This is a genomic window from Dickeya oryzae (assembly GCF_009372235.1).
Classification (GTDB): domain Bacteria; phylum Pseudomonadota; class Gammaproteobacteria; order Enterobacterales; family Enterobacteriaceae; genus Dickeya; species Dickeya oryzae.
In genome coordinates, this window is record NZ_SULL01000015.1 from 53,947 (window position 1) to 69,488 (window position 15,542).

15 protein-coding genes are annotated in these 15,542 nt (G+C 54.0%); 1 reads left to right on the forward strand and 14 read right to left on the reverse strand.

Translation table 11 applies throughout. The features are described 5' to 3' along the window. Positions 1-42: 42 nt before the first annotated feature. The 14 genes from ppiA to pilM all read right to left on the reverse strand — a co-directional run bounded on the left by ppiA (position 43) and on the right by pilM (position 12,656). Entirely contained in the window at positions 43-615 is a 573-nt protein-coding gene (gene ppiA / locus FAZ14_RS16325; RefSeq protein ID WP_016942962.1) for a peptidylprolyl isomerase A, read from the reverse strand. A 240-nt stretch (positions 616-855) separates the two neighbouring features. Further along, complete coding sequence (locus FAZ14_RS16330; protein WP_153508876.1) at positions 856-2,010, reverse strand: mandelate racemase family protein; 1,155 nt, start codon at positions 2,008-2,010, stop codon at positions 856-858. Between the two features lie 328 nt (positions 2,011-2,338). Beyond that, positions 2,339-3,343: a tryptophan--tRNA ligase gene (trpS, locus tag FAZ14_RS16335; RefSeq protein ID WP_153508877.1), complete on the reverse strand. Its 1,005-nt coding sequence runs from the start codon at positions 3,341-3,343 to the stop codon at positions 2,339-2,341. Between the two features lies 1 nt (position 3,344). Next, the gene (locus tag FAZ14_RS16340; protein WP_016942960.1) at positions 3,345-4,043 is read right to left on the reverse strand and encodes a phosphoglycolate phosphatase; all 699 of its coding nucleotides are present in this window, start codon (positions 4,041-4,043) and stop codon (positions 3,345-3,347) included. After that, the gene (rpe, locus tag FAZ14_RS16345) at positions 4,036-4,713 is read right to left on the reverse strand and encodes a ribulose-phosphate 3-epimerase (protein ID WP_016942959.1); all 678 of its coding nucleotides are present in this window, start codon (positions 4,711-4,713) and stop codon (positions 4,036-4,038) included. The genes FAZ14_RS16340 and rpe overlap by 8 nt, the downstream gene beginning before the upstream one ends. Before the next feature lie 140 nt (positions 4,714-4,853). Next, positions 4,854-5,678, reverse strand: coding sequence for an adenine-specific DNA-methyltransferase (gene dam, locus FAZ14_RS16350; RefSeq protein WP_016942958.1), 825 nt, complete (start codon positions 5,676-5,678; stop codon positions 4,854-4,856). Between the two features lie 77 nt (positions 5,679-5,755). After that, entirely contained in the window at positions 5,756-6,832 is a 1,077-nt protein-coding gene (locus FAZ14_RS16355) for an SPOR domain-containing protein (protein ID WP_016942957.1), read from the reverse strand. Positions 6,833-6,965: 133 nt separating this feature from the next. Then, complete coding sequence (aroB, locus tag FAZ14_RS16360) at positions 6,966-8,051, reverse strand: 3-dehydroquinate synthase (RefSeq protein ID WP_153508878.1); 1,086 nt, start codon at positions 8,049-8,051, stop codon at positions 6,966-6,968. A 53-nt stretch (positions 8,052-8,104) separates the two neighbouring features. Continuing rightward, positions 8,105-8,626 (reverse strand): shikimate kinase AroK, encoded by a 522-nt coding sequence (gene aroK, locus FAZ14_RS16365; protein WP_029456528.1) that lies wholly within the window; start codon positions 8,624-8,626, stop codon positions 8,105-8,107. A 337-nt stretch (positions 8,627-8,963) separates the two neighbouring features. Beyond that, positions 8,964-10,265 (reverse strand): DNA uptake porin HofQ, encoded by a 1,302-nt coding sequence (gene hofQ, locus FAZ14_RS16370; protein ID WP_016942954.1) that lies wholly within the window; start codon positions 10,263-10,265, stop codon positions 8,964-8,966. 3 nt (positions 10,266-10,268) lie between these two features. Beyond that, complete coding sequence (locus tag FAZ14_RS16375; protein WP_153508879.1) at positions 10,269-10,670, reverse strand: HofP DNA utilization family protein; 402 nt, start codon at positions 10,668-10,670, stop codon at positions 10,269-10,271. Further along, positions 10,667-11,227, reverse strand: a complete 561-nt coding sequence (locus FAZ14_RS16380) for a hypothetical protein (protein ID WP_235914601.1) — start codon at positions 11,225-11,227, stop codon at positions 10,667-10,669. The genes FAZ14_RS16375 and FAZ14_RS16380 overlap by 4 nt, the downstream gene beginning before the upstream one ends. Then, a complete protein-coding gene (locus FAZ14_RS16385; protein WP_016942951.1) occupies positions 11,224-11,784 on the reverse strand; it encodes a PilN domain-containing protein in 561 nt (186 codons plus the stop codon). The genes FAZ14_RS16380 and FAZ14_RS16385 overlap by 4 nt, the downstream gene beginning before the upstream one ends. After that, positions 11,778-12,656 (reverse strand): type IV pilus biogenesis protein PilM, encoded by an 879-nt coding sequence (gene pilM / locus FAZ14_RS16390; RefSeq protein ID WP_153508880.1) that lies wholly within the window; start codon positions 12,654-12,656, stop codon positions 11,778-11,780. The genes FAZ14_RS16385 and pilM overlap by 7 nt, the downstream gene beginning before the upstream one ends. A 256-nt stretch (positions 12,657-12,912) precedes the next feature. Between pilM and mrcA the strand changes: the two genes are divergently transcribed. Further along, a complete protein-coding gene (gene mrcA, locus FAZ14_RS16395) occupies positions 12,913-15,471 on the forward strand; it encodes a peptidoglycan glycosyltransferase/peptidoglycan DD-transpeptidase MrcA (RefSeq protein WP_153508881.1) in 2,559 nt (852 codons plus the stop codon). Positions 15,472-15,542: the final 71 nt, after the last annotated feature.

The following is a 15,542-nucleotide window of genomic DNA, read 5'->3' on the forward strand; positions in this document are numbered from 1 at the left end:
AATGGGGAAATAATGCACAAGACATGTCAAACCAACAGGCGATTACTTCTTAATCACTTTTGCTGACTGAATGATAATAGGCTTCGTCGGTACATTCTGGTACGGCCCGACATTGTCTGTCTGGACTTGAGAAATCTTGTCCGCGACCTCCATGCCTTTGACCACTTTACCAAATACCGCATAACCAAAATCACGCTGGCCGTGATCCAGAAAAGCGTTGTCCGCCACATTGATAAAGAACTGACTGGTGGCGCTATCTTTTTCACTGGTGCGCGCCATAGCGATAGTGCCGCGCAGATTACGCAGACCATTATCCGCTTCATTCTTGATAGGCGAATTGGTGGCTTTCTGTTTCATATCACTGCTAAAACCGCCAGCCTGAACCATGAACCCTGGGATAACCCGGTGAAAAATAGTGCCATTGTAAAAACCGCTGTTGACATAATCGACAAAGTTTTTCACGGAAATCGGCGCTTTTTGATCATCCAGCGCCAGTTCAATGTTACCTGCGGTGGTTGTCAGCAACACGTGAGTGGACGTGGTAGCGGCAAAAGCCGGTGAAAAGGCGGTCAGGGCAAATACAGTCACTACCGCTGCCAGTATACGTTTTGACATGAAGCATTCCTTTTGAGGATCAACGACAGAAAGCGTACCGATTTTAAATAGCCGTACCTTTCTACGCCACCCATTTACCTTTTTTTACGCGATCACGGCCACCCATTGGCGAAAAAAAGAGCACTATTTGCTCTCCCACCCGCCGACTCAACATCATGACAGCCGCCATCGCTCCCCCGGAGTCGGAACATCATAACCGGGGGAGAGAAAGGGTCAAAAGAATGATGTGCTACCTGGCGATTAATGTTGGCTTAGCGTGTGCGCCTCGATCCAGTCAAAGTTGATATCTTCGCCCAGGCCAGGACGTTGCGGCAGGTGAACGAAACCGTCTTCGTCCATCGGGTCCACCAGTGAATTGAGGTAAGCGGCGGGTTCATCGTAGTTCATGAATGGATGCAGCAGACCACGTTCATACCAGCGACAGTTTTTAATCGCTCCCACAACGGCCAGATTGGGTGCGCCGTTGCCATGGATTTCACAATCCATGCCGAAGGCTTCCGCCAGATGTGCCACTTTAAGGCACGGTGAAATACCGCCTACACCCTGCACCCCGGCACGCAGGATGTCACAGGCCCCCTCCTTCACCCAGTCGGCACGGCTGAAATATTTCCCGCCCAGACTTTCCGGCCCGATGACATCGATATCCAGATTTTTGTTCAACCAACTGTAGGATGCCATGCTCTGCTCCTCCATCGGCTCTTCGAACCAGGTGAAGTTCAGTTTTTGCAGCTCACGACCGATATACAGTGCCTCGCTACGGCTGTACCAATGGTAGCCATCCAGCATCAGGTTGATATCCGGCCCGACCGCTTCACGCACCGCCGCACAGGCTTTCACATCCATTTGCGGACTGGGTGCGAATGAGACCGGCGGCATCCAGGTATGCAGTTTAATGGCCTTGTAACCGCGCGCGACCAGCTTTTCGGCGAACTGACCGTACTCATCCGGCGTCGACAGGCCACCTTTGAGTTCATCACCACACATGGTGCTACCGTATGCCAGTACTTTGTCACGGTAACCTCCCAGCAGTTTATAGACCGGCGTGTTCAGCGCCCGCCCGGCCAAGTCCCACAAGGCTTGCTCGACGATAGCCAGCGCCCGATCAGTTAACTGGTTAGCACTGCCGCGCTGCCAGTGCACCAGATCCTGCCATAAACGCTCACGATCAAACGGATCCTGCCCAATCAGTACCTTGCGGAAAAAACTGTTCACCACATAGGGCCGAATGACTTCCGGCGGTGCAAACGCATACCCTTTGTGCCCATCCTCTGTACTGATGGTCAGCAGCGCCATGCCAGCCTGATGCTCATCGCCTGGGTGGGAATGTCCTGCGCTGTCAGAAACGCGGCGAGTGGGATAAGTGAAGACGGTGACGTCAATGGATTCAATTTTCACGTTGATTACCTGCCTGAAGGTGAAGCGCCCGCCAGCATCGGTTTTATGAATTGATAAAAATAAAAAAACAGTGCTGATTTAATAAAACTTCGTTTTATTTATATCGATTATTGAGGAAGTTTACCGCGAGGTCATTAGGCAATTTATAACATTTGTGAAAATTATCCGCCCGATGATTATGCAATTGCCCTATTTACAATCTCTATTTTTATTATCTTTATTTTCCTTATCCATCGCTCAGACTAACATCAATAAAAAAACGCCGCTTCCGATAAGAAGCGGCGCTGTCTGAATAAAAATAACTACGACCAGATAACGAACGATCAGATTACGGGCGAGCGACAAACCCCACCACGTCATAGGCTTTGCGCAGTGTTTCCTGCGCACGGGCGCTGGCTTTTTGTGCCCCATCACGCATCACCTGCTGCAAGAAGGCTTCGTCATCACGGAAACGGTGATAACGCGCCTGCAGTTCGCTCAGCATGCCGGAAACAGCATCGGCCACTGCGCCTTTCAGGTGGCCATACATCTGCCCTTCAAACTCTTTCTCCAGATCAGGGATGGCTTTCCCCGTCACCCCGGAGAGGATATCCAGCAAATTGGACACCCCGGCCTTGTTTTGCAGATCGTAACGCACCACTGGTGGCTCGTCGGAGTCAGTAACTGCGCGTTTGATCTTCTTCACCACCGATTTCGGGTCTTCCAACAGGCCAATGACGTTATTGCGGTTGTCATCCGACTTAGACATCTTCTTGTTCGGCTCCAGCAAAGACATCACCCGTGCGCCGGATTTCGGAATAAACGGTTCAGGAACACGGAACACCTCACCGTAAATCGCGTTGAAGCGCTGGGCGATATCCCGGCTCAGTTCCAAATGCTGTTTCTGGTCTTCGCCTACCGGTACCTGGTTGGTCTGGTAGAGCAGAATGTCAGCCGCCATTAATACCGGGTAGTCAAACAATCCGGCATTGATGTTTTCTTCATAACGGGCCGATTTGTCTTTGAACTGGGTCATGCGGCTCAGTTCGCCGAAATAGGTATAGCAGTTGAGCAACCAACCCAGTTGTGCGTGTTCCGGCACGTGCGACTGGACAAAAATCGTGCTCTTTTGCGGGTCGATACCGCAGGCCAGATAGAGCGCCAGCGTATCCAGCGTCGCCTTGCGCAGTTGCTGCGGATCCTGACGCACGGTGATCGCATGTTGATCCACGATGCAATAAATGCAGTCAAAATCATCCTGCATGTTGACCCACTGACGTAACGCACCCATGTAGTTACCAATGGTCAACTCGCCTGACGGCTGTGCGCCGCTAAATACAATGGGCTTACTCATGTCATGCTTCCTGATCGTGTAAAAGGGGTAACCCGACAAGGGTCAATAAATCCGCAAAGCGATCCAGCACCACGTCAGGGTGACTTAACGCGATCGCCTCACCATAGTTATAACCATACGTCATGCCGACGCACGGGCATCCGGCGGCTCGGGCTGCCTGAATATCATTACGAGAATCGCCGATAAACAGCAATTCGTTTACCCGTAAACCCAGTTTACCCAACACCATGTACAACGGTGCCGGATGTGGCTTTTTCTCGGTAACGTCATCGCCGCCTAAAATCAGCGAGAAATAGTGCCCAATCCCCAGCACATCCAGCAGCGGCGCGACGAAAGGTGTCGGTTTATTGGTGACAACAGCCATACGAAAGCCACGTACGGCAAGCGCAGCCAGCGTCTCCTTCACCTCGGGAAACAGCAGGCTGCCGCTATCTACCGTGCGGGCATAGTACTTATCAAACAGCGAACGGGTATCCTGAATCTGCTGGCTCGTTGGCTCTACCCCCGCCCAGCGTAACGCCCGCTCCATCAATACATCGGCACCGTTACCAATCCAGGTGGATACTCGCTCTTCGCCCGCACGTGGCAGCGACAATGCGCCTAATGCCATATCCACCGCTTCGGCCAACCCTGGCGCACTGTTGACCAGCGTACCATCCAGATCAAACGCCAGCCCGCGAATCGCAGCAAAATCAGTCATGCCGTACCGTCTCCAACTCCTGACGCATCTTATCAATCACCGCACGGTAATCCGGCTGGCCAAAAATCGCCGAACCGGCGACGAACATATCCGCACCGGCTGCCGCAATCTGCGCGATGTTATCGACTTTGACGCCACCATCGACCTCAAGACGGATATCATAGCCGCTTTCATCAATCCGCTGACGTACCTGGCGTAATTTATCCAGCGTAGAAGGAATGAATGACTGACCGCCGAAGCCTGGATTCACGGACATCAGCAAAATGATATCCAGCTTATCCATCACATAATCAAGATAACTCAGTGAGGTGGCAGGGTTAAACACCAGACCTGCCTTACAGCCATGACTCTTGATCAGTTGCAGCGTCCGGTCGACATGTTCGGATGCCTCGGGATGAAACGTAATGAAGCTGGCACCCGCCTCGGCAAAATCAGGTATCAGCCTGTCCACCGGTTTTACCATCAGATGCACATCGACCGGTGCGGTAATGCCGTAGTTGCGCAAGGATTTCAACACCAGCGGGCCAATAGTCAAATTGGGGACATAGTGGTTATCCATCACATCAAAGTGGACGACATCGGCTCCGGCAGCCAGAACACGTGCGGTATCCTCGCCAAGACGGGCAAAATCAGCCGACAAAATAGACGGGGCGATTAAAAACGGTTTCATGCGTTTCTCCAAACCATCAAGTCTGCATTCCGCTGCCGGGTACGCCCACTGATGACACACCTTCGCAGCCACTCTGTTAGGGGAACAAGGGTGAGGCTTTTCTCACCGTTATTCCCCCTGCCCACCGCCTCTCGTCACACTCAAGACGCCCGGCAGTACAACGCCAGCAGTTCATTGACCTTACTGCGGCCCGAAATATTGCGGCTGATGGTGCGACGCGCCTTGACCACATACAACGATGACGCATCACGATACCACTCGCGAGTCAGTACCGTATCATGGTTGGAAATCAGCACCGGGATCTGGTTCTGCGATGACAACTGCTGTGCCAACTGCGCCAGATTTTGCTGATCCTGATGGTTAAAGTTGTTGGTGTGGTACGCCGTGAAATTGGCCGTAGCCGACAGCGGCGCATAAGGCGGATCGCAATACACCACCGAGCCTGAGGTCGCATTGGTCAACGTCTGCTGATAATGCTCGCAAACGAACGTGGCATTTCGCGCCTTTTCCGCAAACCAGTAAAGTTCTTCTTCCGGAAAATAGGGCTTTTTATAACGCCCGAACGGCACATTGAATTCACCCCGCATGTTATAGCGGCACAAGCCGTTATAACAATGTCGGTTCAGATACAGAAACAGCAACGCGCGGCGATAATCATCGGTGCAGACGTTAAATTCCGTTCTCAACTGATAAAAAACATCCGAGGTATTCACCTCATCGATAAACAACTCGCGGGCATCGCTAATGAATGTATCGGTCTCAGTTTTGACAATTTTATAAAGATTAATGAGATCGCTGTTAATATCCGCCAGAATATAGCTGTCGTAGTCGGTATTGAGAAACACAGAACCCGCACCCACGAAAGGCTCGATTAATCGCTCTCCCGCTGGCAGATATCGGCGAATCTCCTCCACCAGCGGATATTTCCCACCGGCCCATTTTAAGAACGCGCGGTTTTTCTTCATGCCGTCGTTAGTTACTCACACAGTTCAGAGCCACGGATTGTACTCTGTTAAGACAGCACATCAGGGCCAATTTGGTCTTACTTGGTCGAGTCCTGCTTCACCTGACGGATCGGCCTGACCCATGGTTTTTTCGCCTGAACATCAGCAGGCAGGGACGCAATAGCACGCTTGGCATCTTCCGGTGTGGCGTAAACACCATTCACCAGCACATACCAGGGCCGCCCGTCACGTTTCGTTTCATACACCCAGTAGTTCGCCAGTCGCTGTTCCCGAGCATAAGCCTTGAGAGAATCTTCGCGGGACGCACTGCTGAGCTGCAAGGTAAAGTGGCTGGCAGGCGCACTCTGGATAGCTGTACTGCTCTGGCTTGCGGCTGACGCCGCAGGTTTACCTACTGCAACTGGTCTGCTCGATGGTGCGGGCATCACAGCGGTCGTAGGGGCACGATGTGTATTCGTAGCGGGTTTCGCCGCTTCTTTAGCTTCTGCGACCCTTTTATGGGATGGCGTAGTTTCATGGAATGGCACAGTAGAAGGCTGCTTTTCAGCCTGCACACGCGAAGGCGCCTTCTCTACAAGCTGCGTGCGCCCACCTTTGGTCGTCGGCGAGAATACAGTAGCCGGTTCGGTCGGCAATCCCGCCGACAAGGCATTTACCCTGTCTTGCTGCAGAGGCTGAGACAAGGCATCGGTGATATTACCCGGCAGCTCAATGCGCTGCTGGTTGTTACTCTGTGCGGACAAGGGTGCCTGCGTAGGGGTGCCGGAAACCGGCTGGCCGCTTAACGCCTGCGGAGCACCACTTCTTCCTGCATTCGGGTTATTGCTTACCGGTACAGGGGAAGAAGGCTGAGATACCGCCGGTGATGCACTCTGGGTCTGGCTGGAAGACATCGACGATGACAGATCGATATTCTTACCAGAACCTGCTGCGGGTGACGACGCTGAAGGCGTATTCTGGCTGGGTGACTGCAAGGCAGAGCCGATACCAATGATCAGCAGCACCAATACCACAATACCGATACCAATCATGGTGTGTTGTCTGGATAGCGAAACACTCGGAGCAGATAAACTTTTGCTTCTTCTCTGCTGACGCACGGGGCGTCGATCACTGGCATCCGGTTTCAACTCTTCTTCCGGGTTGAACTCATCCATTTTACCCTCCCACTGAAAGGCTAGCTTTCGCACACATCCGACGCTGCGAAAGTCTAAATCATAAGGCATTGTATTTTAAACGTAAACCACCGCGACTCCACCTGCTGGCTATTCAGCCAGCTCAGTGAAGGGTTTAGGGAAGGCAGTCGGCGATGGATGCCAGCACCAGTTCGTGCGATACACCCGACCGGACTTCAGACTGACCAATTGCCGTAGGCAGAACCAGACGCAACTCTCCGGCCAGAACCTTCTTATCCCTCATCATGTGCGGTAAATACGCTTGCGGGACCATTTCGCGCGGTCCGGTAACAGGCAAACCAGCCCGCAGCAACAGCGCCTTGATACGCTCAACATCGTCAGCGCTCAACTGCCCGAGCCGACGAGCCGCATGAGCCGCCATCACCATTCCAGCCGCTACGGCTTCGCCATGCAGCCAGTTACCGTACCCCATCTCCGCTTCAATGGCATGTCCATAAGTGTGGCCTAAATTCAGCAAGGCGCGCAGCCCGGACTCACGTTCATCTGCGGCCACTACCTCTGCCTTAAGCTCACAACAACGACGGATGCAGTAGGCCAGCGGCACACCCTCCAGTCGACGAATCTCGTCGATATGCGCTTCCAGCCATTCAAAAAAGACGCGATCGAGGATAACGCCATACTTGATCACTTCGGCAAGCCCGGAGGAGAGCTCGCGTGCAGGCAATGTTCGCAGGCAATCCAAATCGACAACCACCGAGGCGGGCTGATAAAACGCGCCAATCATGTTTTTGCCAAGCGGATGATTGACTGCCGTTTTACCACCGACAGAGGAGTCAACCTGTGACAACAGCGTGGTGGGAACCTGAATGAAGCGAACACCGCGTTGATAACAGGCGGCAGCAAAGCCGGTCAAATCACCGATGACACCGCCGCCCAACGCTACCAGCGTGGTATCACGACCATGCGGTTTAGCCAGTAATGCGGAAAAGACCTGCTCCAGCACCGCTAACGACTTGAACTGCTCGCCATCAGGCAAAATAACCTGATCCACCCGCACACCGCTGTTCTCCAGCAGGCTACGTACTCTGTCCAGATACAGCGGAGCCAACGTTTCATTGGTCACCAGCATGGCCTGATCACCAGCCTTCAGCGGCATAAAAGAAGCCGCGTCGTTGAAAAGATCGGCGGCGATCGTAATGGGGTAACTGCGTTCCCCGAGAGTTACGGTGACTCTTTCCATGCTCGTTCCATTGATCTGTCAGAGACCTGCGGTATACAGGAGATTACACAAAATCAGTTGTTTTCCAGCATGCTGATAATCTGGTTGGCAACGACTTTGGCGCTTTGTTCATCGGTGCGAATCGTAACATCGGCGATCTCTTCATACAGCGGATTACGTTCTCTCGCCAATGCCTCCAGCACTTCGCGTGGTGGGGCTTCAACCTGAAGCAACGGACGTTTTTTATCTCGTTGAGTACGGGCCAACTGTTTTTCAATCGTGGTTTCCAGATACACCACCACGCCACGTGCTGACAGGCGATTGCGAGTTTCGCGTGATTTTACCGAACCACCGCCGGTTGCCAGCACAATGCCCTGCTTTTCCGTCAATTCATTAATGACTTTCTCTTCGCGCTCGCGGAAGCCTTCCTCGCCTTCCACATCAAATACCCAGCCCACATCAGCCCCGGTACGACGCTCAATTTCTTGATCGGAGTCGAAGAATTCCATATTGAGCTGCTGAGCTAACTGACGGCCAATAGTGCTTTTGCCGGCACCCATAGGCCCAACCAGAAAGATATTGCGTTTCTCTGCCATTTTTTTGGTATTACTAAGAAATTCGTTAATGATAACCCGCCCCGCCATGTAACCTGCGGCGGAACCTAAACTGAAACCTCATGAGCGATAGTGCGAGAATCAGACAAAAAATTATCTCAATACTCAGGGTGGTTTGGCAACCGAATAAAACGCCACACAAACCAGGTCGTCATAAACCGTGCGTTTTATCTACACTGCTGATGTAACACCACTTCCGTGCTCAAGCCGCTATCCTTGTATGCTAAAACGACGGTATCGTCAAACAATGAAGGACACTATTTCACAAAGCGAGTGTATAAAGCAGGCTGACACATCGCACCCCACCGTTTTGAGATAATCAGGCTGCTGGTGCGCGTTTAGCCGCCTGAATCAGTGTAGGCGTGATAAAGATGACCAGCTCGCGGCGCGTATGCTGCTGACTTGTGGCGCGAAACCACTGACCAATGCCCGGTAACGACCCCAAGCCCGGCACCTGACGCTCCCCTTGATTTTTTTGTTGTTGGAAAATCCCACCCAGCACAATGGTTTCGCCATCCTGCACGGTGACCTGAGTCTGGATCTCCTGTTTATCGATCGCCAGGATTTCGCCCCCTTCCCCCTGCTTGATAGCCCGTCCCGGCATATTCTGGCTAATTAGCAGGTTGAGCGTAATCTGCCCACCATGCAGAATCCTGGGGGTGACTTCCATGCCCAACACCGCTTCCTTGAACTCGATCGATGTCGAACCGCTGGCACCGCTGGATACCTGATACGGGATTTCCGTGCCTTGCTTGATGCTGGCTGTTTGTTGATGCGCAGTAAACAGGCGCGGACTGGCGATAATCTCCACCTCGTTTTCCTGCTCCAGCGCCATTAGTTCCAGGTCAAGCAATCGTCCATTGAGCTTTGCCAGATGAAACCCGGCGTTAACAGCGGGCGATTCAACCGGGAGGCTAACCGTGAAGTTATTCATCTGCATCGCCTGCCCTGCAATGGAAGCGTCCCCCAGCCCCCAGTTAACGCCCAACGCTTTCAAATGCTCGCTGCTGATGGTGACGATGTGCGCTGCCAGTTGCACCTGCGACAATGGCTTATCCAACGCGTCAATCCAGGGCCGAATTTGTTCCAGCGCGGAAGCGACATCCCGAATCAGCAGCGTGTTGGTGCGTTTATCGACGGTGACGTTACCGCGTTCTGTCAGCAACGTACCGCGCTGGCTTTGCAGATTCGCCACCACCTCAGTCGCTTCCGCGTACTGCAAGGTGACGGACAGATTTTGCAACGGCAGTTGCAAACGCTGCTTAGCCGCTTGTTCCTCCTGTTTCTGCTGGCGGTCTTTCACATAGGTATCGGGGTAAACCATCATGACGCTATTTTGCTGTTCAACCGTCAATTGCCCCATTCGCAGAATAATATCCAGCGCCTGCTGCCAGGGAACCTGCTGTAAATTCAGGCTAATGTTACCGGCTACCCCCGGTGCCACCACCAGATTAAGTTGCTGGTGGTCTGCCAGCGCCTGCAAAACTCGCTGCACGGGCACATCGTCAAAGACCAGTGAAACCGGCTCACCACTACCTGCTTTGGCCAGCATGCTGCCGCATAACATCATCAACCAGCCGTACCGGTAAAACCGTCTACCGGGAAAACATCCTGTCTTCATCCTTCATTCCTTGTTGTGATGAAAAGGCGGCCCAAGGCGTATTTCCGCCACTCCACAGATCACTTTCCCACCCGTTTGACGCAACGTTGCACCGCCACGGTCAAGCTGGGTAATCTGCCAGTCACCGGGGGGAATAACATCGCCATCACGAACACGTAGCCAGCCGATTTGCGGCTGCACCAGCCAGGCAATCCACCGCGACGATGACCCCACCATTCCTTTGAGTTGCCATTTCTGCTGATCCTGCCCGCTATTACACGACATCTCCGACAGGGGCTGGAACGGGTCGCGCATAGCGGATTCGCGTATTACTGAATCACGTATTACTGAATCACATAGCGCCGCTGTACTCACCAAGCCAAGCAGCCCTCCGACAAACAGTGCACAACCTTGCCAGTAATTCATTGCCCCACCTTCACTGATGGCGCTTGCGGCAACGAGAGTCGCAGTTCGGTACGCAGCCCAACAGACGCCTTTCGGATAGTAATGTGGTCGATGCGCAGCACCACTGGCAGCGATTGAAAACGCGACAGGAAATTCAGGGTCGCACCGTACTGCGCACTAAAAACCAGTAACCAGGCAGACGGCTCACCATTCGCGCTCTGCGCCGGTAATGGATGCCAGCTTTCAAGTTGAACACTACTATCACGTAGTAGCTCATCCAGTAACGACGCGATGCGATTTACCGACCTGTCTTCAGCCAGAGAAGGCTGCTCAGCAAGCCAGCGTTGTAAGACGTGTAACGCCGGTAACGCGGCCATTTTCTCTCGCCACTGTCTGATGACCTGTTCACTGTCACGGACTTGCTGTTCGAGTTGCGCTAATTGCCGTTGTTGCGTCTGCATCCATATTCCACCGATGACCACCGTCGCCAACATGACCAGCATTGGCGGTGCCAGCAGCCACAACCATAGCGGCGCGGTCAGCCAATGTGCGACCCGGAGATAAAACCAGTGCATCATCCTTTCGCTCCCACGCCGTCTACAGCCTGCCAGTGCAGACGTAACGAAAAACTCAGCCGGGCGCTATTCTTAGGATCGCGATCGGCCTGTTGCACGCTGGCGTGGGCTATTTGTGGTAACGCCGACATCGCCTTCGCCAACGTGACGATAGCCGAATAGTGATTACTCACTCCGGACAGTGATAAGCGCACACCGTTGTCGCCAATTTCTGTCAGCCAGAGTGCGTCGGGCATCAGGGTCGGTAGTTGGGCCAGTAAGGTCTGATAACGCTGGTTCTGTCGCTGGCTCTGCTCTTGTGCCGCCAGTTGTACCAATTGGGCTTCACGTCGCTGCCAGGCAGCGAACGTCTGATGGTAGCGCTGCGCATAGCTCGCCTGTTGCGACTGCGCCAGTCCAACCTGCAACTGCCACCACACCCGTTGTTGACGGTAGTTCACGCAGGTGATAACTGCCGCATAACCGACAGCCACCATGACGATACTGGTCAGCAACAGGCTTAACCGTATACGCCGGTGCAACAGGCGAGGTCGCCATGCCAGAAGATTCACCGTCAGCATGGTGAATCCTCCGGGCGAATCGCCAACCCACCCGCAATAGCAAAAGCGGCCGGAAACCCCGGTAATGGCGGTTGTTGTTGAGCAAATGCGGTCAGAGGCGACCAGGAAATCAGCCCGGCAGACGTTTGCTGCAGCGTCACAGGAACAGATGCACTGAGGTAGGCAGCAGGCGGGATCTCTTTTTGATAGCAAGTGCTCACGTACTTTAATAGTTCGTGCTCGGCTCCTGTACCCGTCGGGTCGTCTGCTATCTCATCCGGATGAAACGTACCGAATGCCAAAGGCGCGTCCAGCGGTGACACCCACAGCCAGTGATCATCAAACCGGTGCAACAGCAGACGATCGCCAGCCAACCCGGCCCGTGCCGCCATACACCGCAATGCGCAAGGGGTAATATCCACCACATCGGGTTGCAGGCCGGCATCACGCAGGCAATGCAGCCAGACATCCAGCTCCGTCTGACGCGCCGCGGTAACCAGCAACTTATTGGGGGTCTGCGGATCAGGACGATAATCCAGCGCCAGATCGTCGCCACTCACCGGCAGCACTTTGGCCGCCATTTTACGAATATATTCGCCACGTTGCGGTTCACGCAGACGATAGTCTGGCATCGGCAGCCGTTGTTGCAGTACACGCGGGGCGGGGAACCCCAACCGTAGTGAAACAAATCGTGGCAATTCATGCCGCCATTGACGAAGAACCGTACAAAGTGCAGCGGGATGATGTAGACTACCGCCGCGTAATATGTCGTCTGGTAACGGCAATTGCCACCAATGGCGTAATTGCCAGCTATGTCGGCGACGTTGTACGGCCAGAGCGCGCATTACGCCGTTCTGAATGTCCAACCCAACCTGCCAGATGGGATAAGCCATGAATGTTCGATCTCCTTATCGTTTCATACAGAACAGATACCCGATGGACATCGCGGTGCAGGTAAGGCGGTCATAGAGTCATACCCGGTTTACGGCGCCCCGCAAGGGAAGAGGACCATAAAAAAGCCGGGTACAGCGGGTCGCCATGCGCCTGTAACCTGAAAGACGACGGGTATATCCACCTTGCTGGCTTCCCTTTATACTAGCGCCCGTCTGTTTATAAACTATTCAATTGCTACTGAATGGAAAATCTCCGGTGAAGTTCGTAAAGTATCTATTCATCCTTGCAGTGAGTTGCATTCTGCTGGGAGTCGCTTCGCTCTATGGCCTCTATCGCTATATCGAGCCACAGTTACCCGATGTCGCTACGCTGAAAGACGTCCGCCTGCAAACGCCGATGCAGGTTTACAGTGCTGACGGCGAGTTGATCGCCCAGTTTGGCGAGAAGCGTCGTATCCCGCTGAAGCTGGACCAGATCCCGCCGATGCTGGTTAACGCGTTTATCGCCACGGAAGACAGCCGCTTCTTTGAACACCACGGTGTTGACCCACAGGGGATCGTCCGCGCGGCGGTCATTGCCCTGACATCAGGTCATGCATCGCAGGGGGCCAGTACCATCACCCAGCAGCTGGCGCGTAATTTCTTCCTGAGTCCTGAGCGCACGCTGTTGCGTAAGATTAAGGAAGTGTTTCTGGCTATCCGCATCGAACAAACACTGACCAAAGACGAAATCCTGGAACTGTATCTGAACAAGATCTACCTGGGGTACCGTGCTTACGGCGTGGGTGCCGCCGCTCAGGTCTATTTCGGACAACCGGTCGACCAGTTGACGCTGGCGCAAATGGCAATGATTGCCGGCCTGCCGAAAGCACCGTCCACCTTTAACCCGCTTTACTCTTACGATCGCGCCGTGGCGCGCCGTAACGTGGTGCTGTCGCGCATGCTGGACGAGAACTACATTACGCGGGCGCAGTACGATCAGGCCCGTAACGAAAAGCTGGTGGCGGACTATCACGCACCGGAAATCGCCTTCTCCGCCCCTTATCTGGCTGAAATGGTTCGCCAGGAAATGGTGAAACGCTATGGTGAAGATGCGTATAGCGATGGTTATCAGGTCTACACCACTATCACCCGCAAACTGCAGTTAGCAGCGGAAGACGCGGTACACAACAATGTCATCGCCTATGATATGCGCCACGGCTACCGCGGCCCGGACCAGGTGCTTTGGAAAGTCGGCACCCCAGCGTTGACGCAGGACAAGATTGTCGAGGCATTGAAAAAACTACCGGTTTACGGGCCGTTGTTCCCGGCGGTTGTTACCGATGCCAGCGCCGATAAAGCCCACGCCGTGATGGCTAACGGCGATAAGATAGAACTGCCAATGCTGGGGGTACGCTGGGCGCGCGCCTATCGTTCAGATGACCAGCAAGGCCCCACGCCAAAACGCGTCACCGATGTGCTGGCTGCCGGTCAACAAATTTGGGTACGCAAAGTCGACAACGACTGGTGGCTGGCTCAGGTCCCTGACGTCAACTCGGCGCTGGTATCCCTCAATCCGCAAAACGGCGCGATACTGGCGCTGGTTGGCGGGTTCGATTTCAATCAGAGCAAGTTCAACCGTGCTACGCAGGCGCTGCGGCAGGTAGGGTCAAATATCAAGCCATTCCTGTACACCGCCGCGATGGATAAAGGTCTGACGCTCGCGACTATCCTCAACGATGCCCCGATTACACGCTGGGACCCCGGTGCCGGTTCCGACTGGAGCCCGAAAAACTCACCGCCGGTGTACGACGGCCCAATCCGTTTACGTCAGGGTCTGGGGCAGTCGAAAAACGTGGTGATGGTGCGGGCAATGCGTGCAATGGGTGTGGATTACGCCGCTAATTATCTGGAACGCTTCGGCTTCCCGGAACAGAACATCGTACATACAGAATCACTGGCATTGGGTGCAGCATCGTTTACGCCGTTGCAGGTGGTGCGTGGTTACTCGGTAATGGCTAACGGCGGCTATCTGGTCGACCCTTACTTCATCACCAAAATCGACAATGCCGCCGGTAACACCGTTTTCAGTGCTACACCGAAAATCGTGTGCGATACCTGCAATCTGCCCGTCATTTACGGCGATACCCAACGTTCCGCCGTCTTGTCGGATGACAGCATGGAAAACGTGGCGACATCGCAGGAAAATCCGGTGCAGGCTGCCCCGCAGGTTGACCCGATTACACCGTCGGAAGTCGCTAAACAGGCCGCCGCTCAACCGTACGCCCCGCATGTTATCAGCACGCCATTGGCCTTCCTGATCAAAGATGCACTTAACAGTAACGTGTTTGGCGAACCGGGCTGGATGGGTACCGGCTGGCGCGCGGGTAAAGTACTGCAACGCCATGATATTGGTGGTAAAACTGGTACTACCAACAACTCGAAAGACGCCTGGTTCTCCGGTTATGGCGCGAATATTGTTGCTTCGGTGTGGATTGGTTTTGACGATCACCGCCGTGACCTTGGCCGTACGTCAGCATCCGGTGTCATTCGCGACCAGATTTCCGGTTATGAAGGCGGAGCGAAAAGTGCTGAACCTGCCTGGGATGACTATATGAAGGTGGCGCTGGCAGGCGTACCAGAACAACCGAAGACACCGCCACAGGGTGTCGTGACAGTTACTATCGATCGCAGCACCGGCAAACTGTCGGATGGCGGCGGGAATAGTCGTCAGGAGTATTTCATCGACGGTACGCAACCCACCGAGCGGGCAGTACATGACGCCGGTACCACGCTGTACAACACCAGTAGCGGTCAGGCAGAAGAGTTATTCTGATGCGAACATGCGGTGCAGCACTGATTGGGGCTGCACCACGACTGCGATAACAACGCAGCAAAAAGGCGCGA

Coding starts and splice junctions, on each gene's coding strand:
- ppiA (WP_016942962.1), bottom strand. CDS start 615: ATGTCAAAACGTATACTGGCAGCGGTAGTGACTGTATTTGCCCTGACC.
- FAZ14_RS16340 (WP_016942960.1), bottom strand. CDS start 4,043: ATGACTGATTTTGCTGCGATTCGCGGGCTGGCGTTTGATCTGGATGGT.
- trpS (WP_153508877.1), bottom strand. CDS start 3,343: ATGAGTAAGCCCATTGTATTTAGCGGCGCACAGCCGTCAGGCGAGTTG.
- pilM (WP_153508880.1), bottom strand. CDS start 12,656: ATGGCTTATCCCATCTGGCAGGTTGGGTTGGACATTCAGAACGGCGTA.
- dam (WP_016942958.1), bottom strand. CDS start 5,678: ATGAAGAAAAACCGCGCGTTCTTAAAATGGGCCGGTGGGAAATATCCG.
- rpe (WP_016942959.1), bottom strand. CDS start 4,713: ATGAAACCGTTTTTAATCGCCCCGTCTATTTTGTCGGCTGATTTTGCC.
- FAZ14_RS16385 (WP_016942951.1), bottom strand. CDS start 11,784: ATGCTGACGGTGAATCTTCTGGCATGGCGACCTCGCCTGTTGCACCGG.
- aroB (WP_153508878.1), bottom strand. CDS start 8,051: ATGGAAAGAGTCACCGTAACTCTCGGGGAACGCAGTTACCCCATTACG.
- FAZ14_RS16380 (WP_235914601.1), bottom strand. CDS start 11,227: ATGATGCACTGGTTTTATCTCCGGGTCGCACATTGGCTGACCGCGCCG.
- FAZ14_RS16355 (WP_016942957.1), bottom strand. CDS start 6,832: ATGGATGAGTTCAACCCGGAAGAAGAGTTGAAACCGGATGCCAGTGAT.
- aroK (WP_029456528.1), bottom strand. CDS start 8,626: ATGGCAGAGAAACGCAATATCTTTCTGGTTGGGCCTATGGGTGCCGGC.
- FAZ14_RS16375 (WP_153508879.1), bottom strand. CDS start 10,670: ATGAATTACTGGCAAGGTTGTGCACTGTTTGTCGGAGGGCTGCTTGGC.
- hofQ (WP_016942954.1), bottom strand. CDS start 10,265: ATGAAGACAGGATGTTTTCCCGGTAGACGGTTTTACCGGTACGGCTGG.